This is a genomic window from Streptomyces sp. NPDC048650 (assembly GCF_043199095.1).
In the GTDB taxonomy this organism is placed as follows: Bacteria; Actinomycetota; Actinomycetes; order Streptomycetales; family Streptomycetaceae; genus Streptomyces.
In genome coordinates, this window is sequence record NZ_JBICVM010000003.1 from 491534 (window position 1) to 506099 (window position 14566).

General features: G+C 70.0%; 15 protein-coding genes. 4 read left to right on the plus strand and 11 right to left on the minus strand.

Annotated features, from left to right (window positions below; translation table 11 throughout):
* Positions 1-64: 64 nt before the first annotated feature.
* Together ACGFML_RS11480 and ACGFML_RS11485 are read left to right on the plus strand one after the other, a co-directional pair.
* Positions 65-763 (plus strand): TetR/AcrR family transcriptional regulator, encoded by a 699-nt coding sequence (locus tag ACGFML_RS11480; RefSeq protein WP_393542424.1) that lies wholly within the window; start codon positions 65-67, stop codon positions 761-763.
* Between the two features lie 66 nt (positions 764-829).
* A complete protein-coding gene (locus ACGFML_RS11485) occupies positions 830-2035 on the plus strand; it encodes an acyltransferase (RefSeq protein WP_393542426.1) in 1206 nt (401 codons plus the stop codon).
* 196 nt (positions 2036-2231) lie between these two features.
* On the opposite strand, the gene ACGFML_RS11490 is transcribed toward ACGFML_RS11485, so the two are convergent.
* The 3 genes from ACGFML_RS11490 to ACGFML_RS11500 form a co-directional block, all read right to left on the minus strand.
* On the minus strand, positions 2232-2708 hold the full coding sequence (locus ACGFML_RS11490; protein ID WP_393542428.1) for a hypothetical protein: 477 nt from the start codon (positions 2706-2708) through the stop codon (positions 2232-2234).
* A gap of 160 nt (positions 2709-2868) precedes the next feature.
* Positions 2869-3135, minus strand: a complete 267-nt coding sequence (locus tag ACGFML_RS11495; protein ID WP_393542430.1) for a protealysin inhibitor emfourin — start codon at positions 3133-3135, stop codon at positions 2869-2871.
* Between the two features lie 56 nt (positions 3136-3191).
* A complete protein-coding gene (locus ACGFML_RS11500) occupies positions 3192-4259 on the minus strand; it encodes a M4 family metallopeptidase (protein ID WP_393542432.1) in 1068 nt (355 codons plus the stop codon).
* A gap of 329 nt (positions 4260-4588) precedes the next feature.
* Between ACGFML_RS11500 and leuA the strand changes: the two genes are divergently transcribed.
* Both leuA and ACGFML_RS11510 read left to right on the plus strand, forming a co-directional pair.
* Positions 4589-6367, plus strand: coding sequence for a 2-isopropylmalate synthase (gene leuA / locus ACGFML_RS11505; protein WP_393542434.1), 1779 nt, complete (start codon positions 4589-4591; stop codon positions 6365-6367).
* A gap of 398 nt (positions 6368-6765) precedes the next feature.
* On the plus strand, positions 6766-7473 hold the full coding sequence (locus ACGFML_RS11510; protein ID WP_393542736.1) for a TerB family tellurite resistance protein: 708 nt from the start codon (positions 6766-6768) through the stop codon (positions 7471-7473).
* Positions 7474-7641: 168 nt separating this feature from the next.
* Here the strand turns inward: ACGFML_RS11510 and ACGFML_RS11515 are convergent, their stop codons facing one another.
* The 8 genes from ACGFML_RS11515 to ACGFML_RS11550 form a co-directional block, all read right to left on the minus strand.
* A complete protein-coding gene (locus ACGFML_RS11515) occupies positions 7642-8874 on the minus strand; it encodes a cytochrome P450 (RefSeq protein WP_393542436.1) in 1233 nt (410 codons plus the stop codon).
* Entirely contained in the window at positions 8799-10196 is a 1398-nt protein-coding gene (locus ACGFML_RS11520) for a cytochrome P450 (protein WP_393542438.1), read from the minus strand. Before ACGFML_RS11520 ends, ACGFML_RS11515 begins: the two co-directional genes overlap by 76 nt.
* A gap of 127 nt (positions 10197-10323) precedes the next feature.
* Positions 10324-10896, minus strand: coding sequence for an ATP/GTP-binding protein (locus ACGFML_RS11525; RefSeq protein ID WP_393542440.1), 573 nt, complete (start codon positions 10894-10896; stop codon positions 10324-10326).
* Positions 10897-10906: 10 nt separating this feature from the next.
* On the minus strand, positions 10907-11266 hold the full coding sequence (locus tag ACGFML_RS11530; protein WP_393542442.1) for a DUF742 domain-containing protein: 360 nt from the start codon (positions 11264-11266) through the stop codon (positions 10907-10909).
* Positions 11263-11697 carry a roadblock/LC7 domain-containing protein gene (locus ACGFML_RS11535; protein WP_393542444.1) on the minus strand — a complete coding sequence of 145 codons (435 nt, stop codon included), beginning with the start codon at positions 11695-11697 and terminating at the stop codon, positions 11263-11265. Before ACGFML_RS11535 ends, ACGFML_RS11530 begins: the two co-directional genes overlap by 4 nt.
* Positions 11697-13208, minus strand: coding sequence for an ATP-binding protein (locus tag ACGFML_RS11540; RefSeq protein WP_393542445.1), 1512 nt, complete (start codon positions 13206-13208; stop codon positions 11697-11699). Before ACGFML_RS11540 ends, ACGFML_RS11535 begins: the two co-directional genes overlap by 1 nt.
* Positions 13209-13433: 225 nt before the next feature.
* The gene (locus tag ACGFML_RS11545; protein WP_393542447.1) at positions 13434-13646 is read right to left on the minus strand and encodes a DUF397 domain-containing protein; all 213 of its coding nucleotides are present in this window, start codon (positions 13644-13646) and stop codon (positions 13434-13436) included.
* Positions 13628-14461, minus strand: coding sequence for a Scr1 family TA system antitoxin-like transcriptional regulator (locus tag ACGFML_RS11550; protein ID WP_393542449.1), 834 nt, complete (start codon positions 14459-14461; stop codon positions 13628-13630). The genes ACGFML_RS11545 and ACGFML_RS11550 overlap by 19 nt, the downstream gene beginning before the upstream one ends.
* Positions 14462-14566: the final 105 nt, after the last annotated feature.

Consider the following 14566-nt stretch of genomic DNA (forward strand, 5'->3'; position numbering starts at 1 on the left):
ACGGGGAGGGGAGTTGAGGCGCACCGAGTGGACAACGGCTGGCCAGGTGCTCTATTTTTTGGCCATGCGGTCAAAAAATAATCCCGGTGGCCAGGACGGCGTCGGGACGGGGGAGCGGGAGCCGGGGGAACCGGAGCGCTCGTTCATCGAGAAGGCGCGGCGCGCCCAGATCATCGACGCCGCCGTCGAGACCATCGCGGCACGGGGGTTCGCGAAGGCTTCGCTGGCGCAGATCGCGGAGCGGGCGGGGATCAGCAAGGGCGTGATCTCGTACCACTTCGCGGGCAAGGGCGAGTTGATGGAGCGCCTCGTCGAGCAGGTCTACGACGACATCGGTGCCTTCGTCGGCGCCCGGCTGGCGGAGCACGCCGGGGCCTCCGGATGGCTGCGCGTCTATGTCGAGTCGGTCGCCACGTACATGCACGGCCACCGGACCCAACTCGCGGCGCTGGGCGAGATCTTCAGCAACTTCCGCACCGCCGACGGCACCCCGCGCTATGGCGTCGCATCGAGCGAACCGCTCTACACCGCACTGGAGGGCGTCCTCCTGGAGGGCCGGCGCACCGGCGAGTTCCGTGCGTTCGACGTCCGCGTCATGGCCGTCAGCCTCCAGGCGGCGATCGACAGCATGTTCGCGTACTGGAGCGCCTACCCCGAGCACGACCTGGCGGCCCATGCCCGCGAGCTCGCCGACCTCTTCGAGCACGCCACACGCGCGCCGGCCCCGCCACCCGGCACCACACCTGAACCGCACCACACCTGAACCGCACGGCACCTGAACCGCACGGCACCTGAACCGCACGGCATCGCACTGAACGGGGGAGTATTGATGACGGACGAACCGCACCGCACGGCAGTACAGGCCGGGCCCGAACGGGCCGTCGCGCGCCCGCCGCGCGCCCGGCTGCACTACGTGGACAACCTTCGGATCGCGCTGACGGCACTGGTGGTGCTGCACCACACCGCCGTCACCTACGGCAACATCCCCGCCTGGTACTACACCGAGCCCGCACGGGACGGCTCCGGGCTGCTCCTGGACGTCTTCGTCATGTTCAACCAGGCGTTCTTCATGGGCTTCTTCTTCATGATCGCCGGGTACTTCACACCGGCCTCCTACGACCGCAAGGGCACGCGGCCGTTCGTCCGGGACCGCCTCAAGCGGCTCGGCATTCCGCTGCTCGCCTTCCTGCTGCTGCTCCGTCCGCTGACGGGCTTCGGCGGGTACGCCGCCATGCGGGACTCCTTCGCCGAGCGCGGCGCGTCCCTCCCGTACTGGATCTACTACCTGCTGAGCTGGGACGCGGGCCCGCTGTGGTTCGTCGAGGTGCTCCTCGTCTTCGTCGCGCTCTACGCCCTCGTCCGCCACCGCGCCGCACGGCGTCCTCCCGCCCTCGGCACGGCAGCCGGCCACGAGCCGGCGCGGCCCCCGCGGCCCCTACGTCCGCGCGCCGTCGTCGGCTTCACCGCCGGCCTGGCCCTCGCCACCTACCTCTGGCGCTTCCTGGTACCGGACGGCAGCTATGTGCCCTTCCTCGGCCTGCCCACCCCCAGCTACCTTCCGCAGTACGCGAGCTTCTTCGTCATCGGGGTGCTCGCCCACCGCCACGGCTGGCCGGGGGCGCTCTCCCGCCGTGCGGGCCGGGTGGGCTTCGCCGTCGCCGCCGCCGCGACCCTCGCGTATCTGCCCGTCGTCCTGACCGCGCAGCAGGGGGCGCTGGACGGGCACGGCACCTGGCAGTCGCTGGTCTCGGCCGCATGGCTGTCGACGTTCGCCGTCGGTGTCGTGATCGGCCTGACCGTTCTCTTCCGCGAGCGGCTCAACCGGCAGGGGCCCGCCGCGGCGTTCCTCTCCCGCCACGCCTTCGCGGTCTACGTCCTCCACGCGCCCGTGCTCGTCGGCCTCGGTTACGCGTTCCGCTGGCTGCACGCCCCGGCGGCGGCCAAGTTCGCCCTCGTCGGCGCCCTGGCCCTGCCGCTGTGCTGGGCCGTCGCCTACGCCGTCCGCTCGCTGCCGCGCGCCGACCGCGTGCTGTGACGCCCGCCGACCGCATGGGGTGACGCGGTCCGCCCGCCGCCGGACTCGGCGGCGGGCATCGGCGGCCCCAAAGGGCGGCGCGGGAGGCGGCGAGACGGCCATATCCCCTGCACGAGCGCGGTGTTGAGGGCTGAGCCGTGGTGGGCGGAGACGTTCACGGGCCTGCGGATGCGGCGGTTTCGAGCGGTTGTCGTACCTACTTCTGGACCGGCGGGCAGTAGCCGGTCTTCTCGCCGATGGTGTTGATCTCGGCGTTGGGCCTCGGGTCGCCCGCGTAGTCGATCTGGTTCGTGCAGCTCGTCCCGGGCTTCTTGGGGGTCCCCGAGGGCTTGCCGCTCTTCTCCGGTGCCGGGCAGTGGCCGGTCTTCTCGCCGATGCTGTTGATCTCGGCGTTGGGCCTCGGGTCCCCCGCGTAGTCGACCTGATCCGTGCAGCGCACCCCGGCCTTGGTGGGGGTGTCCGTCGGCCCGCTGTCGGCGGAGCCCTGGGTGCTCTTGACGGTGGCGGTGGGGGACTGGGCGCCATGCGCGGAGGAGGCGGACGATGACGAGGAGGCGGACGATGACGAGGCGTCGGTGCCGCTGCCCTGGCAGGCGGTGAGCCCGAATGCGGCGACGGTGACGACCATGGCGGCGGCGGCCTTGCGGGCGTAGCGGAGTGAGGTGTGCGACATGTTCTTTCCGTTCTCTCCAACGAGCGTTCCGGTGCGGGAGAACCAGACTGTCGGCCGCTGCTGATGATCTGTCGCTGTACGACTAACGTCCCACTAATGTCCGAGGTGGACCGTCGGGCCATCGGGCCTGCGAGGGGGCGACGACCCGCACCACCGGCCCTCAGGCGCCCTCCTTGAGCACCCGGTTGATCAGCTCGCGCTGCGCCTCGGTGAGCCGGGGGTCGGCGCAGTGCACCGTCCGCCCGTCGACGGTGAGCTGATAGCGGAAGCCGTCCGGTACGCCGGAGGGGGGCGTGTCCTGGGCGGCGGTGACGGACTGTTCGGCCAGGGTGTGCCACTCGTCGGCATCGGACCGCCCCGAGGTGTCCACCTCGGCGCGGCGCTCGATGCCCGCGAAGCCACCTGTGCGTCGGATCTCAATACGCATGGTGGACTCCTACCCCGTCCGGCGCCGGGGACCGCCCCGGAGGGCGGCCGGTTGCGCTACGGCGTGGTGATCCCGACCTGGGTCCACGCCTTGATGACGGCCTCCTGCTCGTCGCCGGCGCCGAAGCGGGCGCGGGCGGCGGCGACGGTGAGCCCGGCGAAGTCGGTGAACTTCGCGTCCTTGGCCAGCTCGCCCCCGGTCAGCACGTCGTACCAGACCTGCCCGGCCCTCTCCCAGGCGTTGCCGCCCAGGGCCGTGGCGCAGAGGTAGAAGGCGTGGTTGGGAATGCCGGAGTTGAGGTGCACCCCGCCGTTGTCGTCCGTGGTCTCGACGTAGTCCTTCATCTTCGCGGGCTGCGGGTCCTTGCCGAGGACGTCGTCGTCGTACGCGGTCCCCGGCGCCTTCATGGAGCGCAGCGCCTTGCCGGTGACGTTCGGGCCCAGGAGGCCGGCGCCGATCAGCCAGTCGGCCTCGTCGGCGCTCTGGCCGAGGGCGTACTGCTTGATCAGGGAGCCGAAGACGTCCGAGACGGATTCGTTGAGCGCCCCGGACTGGCCCTGGTAGTCGAGGTTGGCGCTGTACTGGGTGACGCCGTGGGTGAGCTCGTGGCCGATGACGTCGACCGGGATGGTGAAGTCGAGGAACAGGTCGTTGTCGCCGTCGCCGAAGACCATCCGCTCGCCGTCCCAGAAGGCGTTGTCGTACTTGCGGCCGTAGTGGACGGTGGCGTCCAGCGGCAGCCCGGCGCCGTCGATGGACTTGCGGCCGTACACCTTGAGGTAGAGCTCGAAGGTGGCGCCGAGGGCAGCGTGGGCGCGGTTGACGGAGACGTCCTTGGAGGGGCCGTCGGACTCGGCGTGCACCTTGGTGCCGGGCACGGTCTCGTGGTGGCGGGCGTCGTAGATGGTGCGCTTCGGCTTGTCGGCGGCGGCGCCGGGCTCGCCGGGGGTCAGGCCGCGGGCGACGATGTCGCGGCGGCGGCCACGGTGGGTGTCGTCGTGCTCCAGGGTGCGGCGGGCCTGCTCGTGGGACTCGGCCAGATTGCTGAGGATGTGCGGGGGGACGATCGTGCAGAACACCGGGGTGGCGGGCGTCTCGTTGAGGTCCATGTGAGTGAGGTCCATGAACAAAATGGTGGCACGCTGTAATCGAGGTGTCACTGCCTGCCGCAGAAGTTCCGGAAAAGGTGTGGTTCGTCGCATTTTGCTCTTTACGTGCCCTCGGTCCCGCATACTGATACGCAACGGTCGGTCGTCGCGATCTTCGGTTACGCTGCTGAGCATCATGCGTTTCGGGCTGCTTCTCCTTAGCTGCCGCGGCGAGGGCCTGTAGTCGTAGGCCGACCCCCTCCCCGCGGAGTTCGGTGTTGCGGAAATCCGCCCCGTCGGCCTCTCCCGAGCTCCTCCGGAGCCGGGAGGACCCCCCAGCGGACACACGAGGAGCCCTACGCACCATGACGAATCCGTCGAGCCCCGCCGAGAACGCCGTCGGCCGCCGCACCCCCATCACGGCCGCGACGCAGCGACAGCGCCCCTCCGGGATGCCGATCCACAAGTACGGCCGCTACGAGGCCGTCGAGATCCCCGACCGCACCTGGCCCGACAACCGCATCACCGTCGCCCCGCGCTGGCTGTCGACGGACCTGCGGGACGGCAACCAGGCGCTGATCGACCCGATGTCGCCGGCGCGTAAGCGCGAGATGTTCGACCTGCTGGTGCGCATGGGCTACAAGGAGATCGAGGTCGGCTTCCCCTCGTCCGGACAGACGGACTTCGACTTCGTCCGCTCCATCATCGAAGAGGGCGCCATCCCCGAGGACGTGACGATCTCCGTCCTGACGCAGGCGCGCGAGGAGCTGATCGAGCGCACCGTCGAGTCGCTGCGCGGCGCCCGCCGGGCCACCGTGCACCTGTACAACGCCACCGCGCCGGTCTTCCGCCGGGTCGTCTTCCGCGGCTCGAAGGACCAGGTCAAGCAGATCGCGGTGGACGGCACCCGGCTGGTGATGGAGTACGCCGACAAGCTGCTGGGCGACGAGACCGCCTTCGGCTACCAGTACAGCCCGGAGATCTTCACCGACACCGAGCTGGACTTCGCGCTGGAGGTCTGCGAGGCGGTCTGCGACGTCTGGCAGCCCGAGGAGGGCCGCGAGATCATCCTGAACCTGCCGGCCACCGTCGAGCGCTCGACGCCCTCCACACACGCCGACCGCTTCGAGTGGATGTCGCGCAACCTGTCCCGCCGCGAGCACGTATGCCTGTCGGTGCACCCGCACAACGACCGCGGCACCGCCGTCGCCGCCGCCGAACTGGCGATCATGGCCGGCGCGGACCGCATCGAGGGCTGCCTGTTCGGCCAGGGCGAGCGCACCGGCAACGTCGACCTGGTCACCCTGGGCATGAACCTGTTCAGCCAGGGCGTCGACCCGCAGATCGACTTCTCGCAGATCGACGAGATCCGCCGCACGTCCGAGTACTGCAACCAGATGGAGGTCCACCCGCGCCACCCCTACGCGGGCGACCTGGTCTACACCGCCTTCTCCGGCTCCCACCAGGACGCCATCAAGAAGGGCTTCGACGCCATGGAGTCCGAGGCGAGGGCCGCCGGCAAGACCGTGGACGACATCGAGTGGGCGGTCCCGTATCTGCCCATCGACCCCAAGGACGTCGGCCGTTCCTACGAGGCCGTCATCCGCGTCAACTCGCAGTCCGGCAAGGGCGGTATCGCCTACGTCCTGAAGAACGACCACAAGCTGGACCTGCCGCGCCGGATGCAGATCGAGTTCTCCCGGATCATCCAGGAGAAGACCGACACCGAGGGCGGCGAGGTCACCCCGACCGCCATCTGGTCCGCCTTCCAGGACGAGTACCTGCCCACCCCGAACAACGCCTGGGGCCGGATCGCGCTGCGCTCCGCGCAGACCTCGTCCACCAGCGACGGCACCGACGCGCTGACCGTCGAGGCCGTGGTCGACGGCGACGACGCGGTCCTGACCGGTTCCGGCAACGGCCCGCTGGCCGCCTTCTTCGACGCGCTGCACGCCATCGACGTGGACGTCCGGCTGCTGGACTACGTCGAGCACACGATGAGCGAGGGCGCCGGCGCGCAGGCCGCCGCGTACATCGAGTGCGCGATCGGCGACAAGGTGCTGTGGGGCGTCGGCATCGACGCGAACATCGTCCGCGCCTCCCTCAAGGCGGTCGTCTCGGCGGTCAACCGCTCGGCGCGCTGACCCGAACCGGTTTTGGTACGGCGCCCCCGCAGCTCCCAAGGAGCCGCGGGGGCGCCGTGCGACCGCCGCGGACAGGCCGCGACCCGTTCGTTCCGGCCAAGCCCGCGGCTTTCTCCGCCCCCGGTGTTCCCCGCCGCCCAGGAGCCCGCACCGCGTCCCGCCGGGCACCCGGCCACCGGCGGCAACGCCCCGGGGAGCGGGGCCGGGCCCGGCCCCGACGGGCGCCCGGCGCCACCCCTTCCCAGGGGCGCGGCCCCCGGCATCCGGCCAGTTGTCGGGGTCGAGGTACTGACGGCGCATCAATGATGTGGCTAACATCACGTCCCAAGTGGCGCCGGAGCCGTGAGGGTATCTCCCGTGCCCTTGAGGCTGCGCGGGAAATACGGAGGGCTGACGTGATGCACAAGATGTGTGTGATGGGCGTGCGCACGTCCTGGCGTACCGTCGCCGACGGAGAGTTCTTCTGCCCGGACTGCGGTGGGGACCGCAACTACCTCCGCCGGTCGGGCCGCCGCCGGCTCACGCTCCTCGGCATTCCCCTCCTCGCGCGCGGCGCCGCCGGCCCCGTCCTGGAATGCTCCGCCTGCCACGGCCACTTCGGCCTGGACGCGCTGGACCACCCCACCACCGTCCGGCTCTCGGCGATGCTCCGGGACGCCGTCCACACCATGACGCTGGCCCTTCTCGCCGCCGGCGGCACCTCGTCCCGGGCCGTGCGGGACACCGCCGTCACCACGGTCCGCGCCTCCGGGTTCGCCGACTGCTCCGAGGACCAGCTGCTCACCCTGCTCGCCGCGCTTGCCGCCGACACCGGGCGGCTGACCGGCACCTACGACGCGCTGACCGGCGCCGGGTGCGGCCACCACGGCCTCGACCCGTGCGGCACGGCGCTGGCCATAGAGCTCCACGAGTCCCTGGAACCGCTGGCGCCCCATCTCGCCCCGGCCGGCCGTGAATCGCTGCTCGTCCAAGGCGCCCGGATCGCCCTCGCCGACGGCTCCTACACCCCGGCCGAACGCGAGGTCCTGACGACCGTCGGCGCGGCGCTGATGCTCCGGCCCGACGACGTCAACCGGCTGCTGGCGTCGGCCCGGACACCGTCCTGAGAGGCCCCTCCAGGCCGCGAGCGGGGCCGTGCCCGGCGCACGCCAAGCACGCCACGCACACCACGCACACCAAGGCCGGCCGCTCGGGGAAACCGAGCGGCCGGCCTTGGCGTGTGAGCTATGAGGAAGGAACTACGGGGGTGGTGACGGTGAACTTCGCGATATACGTCAGTCCGACGCGGGCGTCAGCCGGACCGGAAGGGTGCGGTAGCCGCCGGAGATGAAGCCCTCGATGGGCACCAGCTCCTCGGTCGGGACGGCCAGCTGCAGGTCCGGGAAGCGCTCGAAGAGCGCCGGCAGGGCGATGCGGGCTTCCATCCGGGCGAGGGGTGCGCCCAGGCAGTGGTGGACGCCGTAGCCGAAGGAGAGGTGGTCCTGGCCGGCGCGCTGGATGTTGAACTCGGCGGCGGTGGCGCCGTGCAGCTCGGCGTCGCGGCCGGTGGCCACGTACGACGGGAGGATCGCGTCGCCCTTGCGGATGGTGGGGCCGCCGGGGATCTCGATGTCCTCGACGGCGAAGCGCAGCGGGAGATTGGCGATGCTGGGGTCCCAGCGCAGGGTCTCCTCGATGACGTCGTTCCAGGAGGCCTTGCCGGAGCGGACGAGTTCGAGCTGGTCGGGGTGGGTCAGCAGGGCGTGCACCGCGTTGCCGATCAGGTCGACGGTGGTCTCGTGACCGGCGACGATGACCAGCAGGAGGGTGTCGATGAGCTCCTGCTCGCTCATCCGCTCGCCGTCGTCGTCCCGTGCGGTGACCAGCAGGCTGGTCAGGTCGTCGCCGGGGGTCTCCCGCTTGAGGGCGACCAGCTTGCCGAGCAGCGTGTGGACGTCGACGGCCGTCCGGCCGGCCTGCTCGGGGGTGAGCGTCGGGTCCATGATCGCGTCGGAGAGCCGGGACAGCTCGATCCGGGTCTCGTCGCCCGGCACGCCGAACAGCTCGCAGATGACCTGCATGGGCAGGGGGTGGGCGAAGCCCGCGCGCAGGTCGACGACCGAGCCGGCCGGGGTGGCGGAGAGCTCGCCCAGCAGCGCGTGGGTGATCCGCTCGACGCTGGGCAGCATCGCGTCGGTGCGGCGCGCGGTGAACGCCGGGGCGATCAGCTTGCGCAGCCGACGGTGGTCGGCGCCGTAGGCGGTGAACATGTTCGTCACGCCGACCCAGGTCTGCAGCCAACTGTCCTGGTACTCACCGCGCTGCCAGGCAGGCCAGTGCTTGCGTGGGTCCTTGGAGACCCGGGGATCGGTCAGCAGGTCCTTGAGGAGCGTGTGTTGGGTGATGGCCCAGGCGTGGACACCGGCGGGTATCTCTATGAGGACCGCGGAGCCTAGCTCGCGGAGGCGGGCTGCCTCTCCGTGGATGTCGGCTCCGGTCGGGTCGATGACGACGGGCTGCTGTCCCATGGGGTGGCTCCTGCCTGATCGGGGGTGATGGGGGTGAAACGTGCCGGAAGAGCTGCGAGTGCACGGTGGAATGCACCGGGGCGCCACACCAGTTGCTCCGGCACCACCGCGAGCTCGATGTCCGACAGCCAGGCGGTGAGCCGTTCGATCGCGGTGGTCGCGATCACCAGCGCGTGCCGCTGCACGGGGCAGGCGTGCGGTCCCGACGCCCACGCGAGGTGGGAGCCGCCGCCGGTTCGGGTCTGGTCCAGCGTCGTGACGCCGAACTGTCCGTTGGCGGCCGCGTAGGAGACGAGGACCAACTGTCCCTGCCGCACCCAGGTGCCGTGGAAGAACACATCACGGCGGGCGTAGTGCGGCGAGTAGTTGGTCATCGGCGGGTCGTTCCACAGCACCTCGTTGATGGCGTCCTGAGCGGTGAGGGCGCCGCCGGAGAGGGTGTTGTAGTAACGGTCGTCGGAGAGCATCCGCGAGAGGGCGTTGCCGACGAGGTTGGTGAGCGGTTCGTTGCCCGCGGCCATCGTCAGGATGATCTGCGGGATCACTTCCTCGTCGGACAGCCCGTTGGGGTGGTCCATGAACCACGAGGTGAGGTCCGGCCCGCGCTGGGCCTTCTTCGCCCCGATCAGTTCCATGATGTAGCTCGTGAACGCGGCGTCCGCGGTGGCGGCGTCCTCGGGGTCGGCGGCCTCCATCATCCCGCCGATCGCCGAGATCAGCCGCTCGCTGTAGGAGTCGGGCATCCCGAACAGGTCGTTGAAGATCATCAGCGGCAGCAGTCGGGCGTACTCGCCGATGAGGTCGACCTCGCCGTTCGCGCCGAACGCCTGGATGAGGGTGTCCGCCGCGTGCCGGACCTTCTGGCGCAGGATGTGCGGCTCGACGAGTTCGAAGCTGTCGGAGATGACCTGCCGGTAGCGCCGATGCGTCTCGCCGTCGTTGTAGAGGGCGTTGGGGCGGTAGCCCAGCATCGGCATGACCTGCGAGTCGGCCGGCACCGTCCGCTGCCAGTCCCGCGGGTCCTTGGACCAGGTGGCGGTGTCGTTCAGCAGGTCCAGCGCGGCCCGGTAGTCGATGACCAGCATCGCCGTCACGTCCGGCGCGATCTCGACCGGCGCCAGCGCCCCGTACTGGCGCAGGTGGTCGTAGAAGCGGTTCGGGTCGGCGGCGAACTCCGGCCCGTACAGCCGCAGGGGCGCGTAGGGGTCCGGCCGCCCGAGCGCGGGGCCGGGGTGCGGCACATCTGCGGCGTCGGGGCCGCCGTGGGCGTGTGCCGGGCAGCCCGGCGGCGGGGTGGCACCGGGAGGGTGCGGGGAAGTCACGAGTTCTCCTGGTACTGGGAGGGGGAGGTCACGGGGCGGCCGTCCCGGGCGTCACGACGTCCGTGGGCCCTGGACGGTCTTCCTGGCCCTCACTGGCTTTCCTGGGCGGTCACGGAATATGTGCGCCCTACGGGGATTCCTGTGGCGTGTGGGCCAGCACATGCGTCACGAGCGAGATCAGCGCATCGACGGACTGTTCCCGGTCCCGGGCGTCGCACAGCACGAGTGGCGTGTCCGGGTGCAGGTCGAGCGCCTCCCGGAGCTTGTCCACGTCGTAATGGGGCGCGTCCGGGAAGGCGTTGACCGCGACGGCGTAGCGCAGCCCGGCCTCCTCCACGATGTCCATCACCTCGAAGGAGTCCGCCAGCCGGCGGGTGTCCGCGAGGACGAGGGCGCCCAGGGCGCCGCGCGCGATGTCCGACCACAGGGGGCGGAAGCGCTTCTGCCCGGGGGTGCCGAACAGATACAGCACCAGGTCTCCGGGCAGCGTCAGGCGCCCGAAGTCGATCGCGACGGTGGTGGTGGTCTTGTCGCGGACCCCGGCGAGATCGTCGACGATCGCGCCGGTCTGCGTCATGACCTCTTCGGTGTGCAGCGGCGGGGTCTCGGACAACGTCCGGATGAGCGTGGTCTTGCCGACTCCGAACGGCCCCGCGACCAGGAGCTTGACGAGTGTCTGGTCGGCGCCGGACAGGTACATGCTGCCGGTGCTAGGACTTGAGAGAGCGGAGTCCATCGAGAACCCTCTCCAGGATCTGCCGGTCGAATTGCTCGGCTTCGGGAATGGGGACACGGGCGAACAGCCGCCCGGCATCGACGAGATCGGCCACCAGCACCTTCACCACGCTGACGGGCAGGTGAAGGTGGGCGGCGACCTCCGCCAGAGACAGTGCTCCCGGCTGCAACAGTTCCAGGATGCGGCGCTCTTCAGGGCGGACCTCACTGGTGACCGGCATGTCCGCGCTGTGCAGCAGGGAGAGCCGGTCGAGGGTGTTGCGGCTGGGGCGGGCGCGGCCGCCGGTGGCCAGATAGGCCGGTACGAGGCGCCTGTTGCTCTGGCGGGGGGTCATGCGGAGTTGCCGAGATCTCGCGCCGGGCTGTTCATGACCTTGCTGCCCAGGGTGGACACCTGGACCTGCATGTGGTGCGCGACCACGCCCATGTTGACCTCGGGCGCCGCGAAGACGGCCAGGCAGGTGTTCTCGCCGGCCGGGATCGCGAAGACCCAGCCTTCTTCCGACTCGATGACGGTCTGCCGCAGCTTGGCGTCGTTCTGCTCGGTGAACGCCGCGGTGACCGCTCGGCCGGCGCCCTGGAGCGCGGACATCATGGCCGCCACGCCCTCGGCGGCGTCCCGCTTCAGGCCCGGCGAGGAGCCCTCGATGAACCCGTCGCCGGAGATGACGGCGGCGTGGATAACATGCGGCAGCTCCAGGAGAGGCGCCAGCACCCAGGACTTGTCCTCGATGCTACGGCGACGAGCGGGGGTGGGGGTGTTCATTACTGGGGATTCCCTTCGGGACTGCGAGGGGGCTGTGACTGTTGTACTGCGGCCCGGCCGGACTCGGTGCCGTGCTGGAGCGCGGCCCAGCGCGAGGCGGTCTCTTCCGGGGTGCGCGCGGCCTGCGGCTCGGAGCGCGGCATGTCCTGGTCGAGCTCGGACACCGGCTTACGGCGCCGCCGGCGCGGGAGGTCGGGCTCCTCGGCGGCGGGCGCCGGAGCGGGCTCGGCGGCCGGCGCCGCACCGGTGAGGGGGCCGCTGTCGAACAGGTCCGCCGGGTCGGGGGCCGGCGGCGAGGACGGCGCGGAGGCGGCGGGTGCGGGTGTGGGTGCGGGAGCGGGGGCCGGGGTCTGGGGCGCGGCGTGACTCGGGTTGCGGGTCGGCAGCGTGCCCCGGTCCTGCGCATTGGACCGATGCGGGATCGGCGCCATCACGGACATGGGCTGTTGGCTCTCGTCGAGGATGGTGAGCAGGGGGTCGCCGGGGACGTACACGATCGCGCGCACACCGCCGTACGGTGACGCTTCGACGTGCACCCGGTAGCCGTACTGCCGGACCAGCTGGCCGGCCGCCGCGAAACCGGAGCGCGGCGGGTCGCCGAGCTGGGTGAGCAGCAGGTTCTCGTCGCCGGACAGCAGTTTGGTGGCGTTCTTGAGCTCCTCCTCGTGCATCCCGACGCCGTAGTCGTCGATGATGACCGAGGCGCCGCGGTTGCCCTGCTGGAGGGTGACGCTGACGGGCAGCTCCTGGTGGGAGTGGTGCAGCGCGTTGGCCAGCAGCTCGGTGATGGTGATCGCGATCGGTTCGACGGCGCGGGCGACGACGGCGATCGGGTCGCGCAGCTGGTTGGTGACCTGGACGCGCTCGTAGCCGCGCAGCCGGGAGGTGGCGCCGACGACCAGCTCGGCGAGGTAGGAGTCCTCACGGGTCAGGCCGGGCCAGGCGCCGCAGACGACACCGGTGGCCTGAATGCGCCGCAGCGCCTGCTCGTTGAGGAAGTCCGCCGAGAGCAGGTCCTGGGCGACGTTGGGATCGTCGTAGCGGTGCTGCATTCCCTGGAGCTGCGTCTGGAGCTGGTAGAGCAGCGCCTGGATGGTGGTGGTCGCGCCGCGCAGCGTGGACTGCGCGGCCGCGTCGACCCGCTCGCGCTCCTTGGTGACGGCCTCGGCGATCTGCTCCAGCACGGCGTTCAACGCCTGATCGGTGTCCGACCCGGCGAACCGCGAGTCCAGCAGCCCCCGTACGGGCACGTGCGGGTGTGCCAGTGCCAGGGTCAGGTCGGGTAGACGGGCCCCCGCCAGATGCCGGATCTCGGCCTCGGTCGCCCGCAGCCGGGCCGTCAGCTCGGTGTTGGCGTGCAGCGAGGCGGAGTTCTTCTCCTCAGCCGCGCCGAGGCTCTGTCTCAAGGCGGCGCTGTTCATCCTCGCGCGGATCACAAAAGCCGCGAGCACCAAGGCGGCGGCCGTTCCAGCGCTGAGGCACCACAACAGCGCCTCGGGTATGGATGTCATCGGGATCCTCGGGTGGGGAAATATGGCGACCGGCAGTTCACAGCGATGTGTTGCCGATCATCACGCGATGCTACCGGCCACCTGACGTCCTGTGAGGCCCTCGTCAATGCCGGTGTGAGAAATGTAGAAGGTCGCGTTCCGCCTGATCTGGCATGGACGAATACGTGTTGCGGCCCCGCGATCGTGGAGGCGATGGCGGGGCCGTGAAGGTTTTTTGATGAGTTGTTAACTACCGTGCAAGGTGCCCGACTTGAGTGCACTCACGAAGTCGGTCCAGCCTGTGGCCGGAATCACCAGCGCGGGTCCGTACGGGTCCTTGCTGTCCCGGACGGGGACGACGCCGGGGAGGGCGTCGGAGACCTCTACGCAACTACCACCGTTGTGGTCGCTGTAACTGCTCTTGCGCCACTGAGCGGCGCTCAGGTCGTACTCGCACATTGTCTGTAGTCCTCAGCCGCCGATTCGATCAGGGGGAGGGACGCCTCCGGGGGCAGGGCGGCGGCCCTAATCAGATCGTAGCCCTCTCGTACGCGCTTCACTATGGCTGGATCGTCCAGAAGGTTCCCGGAATACACGCCCTCTGTATAGGCGACTGGTGGTGCGTCATCGAACTCCAGAAGCGTCAGCATCTTGCCCATGAAGGGGTACGGCCCGGCCGCTAATGGGAGCACCTGCAGCAGGATCTTCCGCTCTCGCGCGAGGCGCGCGATGTGTTCCAGTTGATCAGCCATTACTGCCGAGCCGCCCACCGGCACACGCAGCACGGCCTCGTGCAGAATCGGCCAATACCCGGGGCGTGTGGCGTCTTTGAGGATGACCGCCCGGTCGAGTCGGGCGCGGACCTTCTCCTCGACGTACTCGTCCGGTGCGAACGGATTGCCCGTGAGCATGATGGCGCTCGCGTACGCCGCCGTCTGTAGCAGGCCGGGCACGATCATCGACTCGAAGTCGCAGATCTTGGTGGTCAGTGGCTCCAGCTCCGCCGTCTTCGCAAAGTAATCCGCATAGCGCCGATCATCGATCAACTTGCGCCAGGTCCGCTCGAAAAAACCCTCGGTTTGTAGTGCGTCATCGATCCGCACCGCAACATCCAACTGCGGCTTGCGGATGGCCTGCTCGAACTGGCCGATGTAGCCGCCGGAGACGAACACCATGCGCCCCAGTAATTCCTGGGTCAGTCCGGCGTCCTCCCGTCGGCGTTTGAGTTCCGTGCCCCAGAACTCCCAGGCCGCATGCCGTGAAGTATTGGCCATGGGCTACTCCCTTTCCCTGCCGGGCAGTTGCTGCGCCCGGGTCATTGCCCACTCTAGTTCCGCACCGTCACGCTGTGAATGCGAACAGTGAAAACCCCTCCCCGA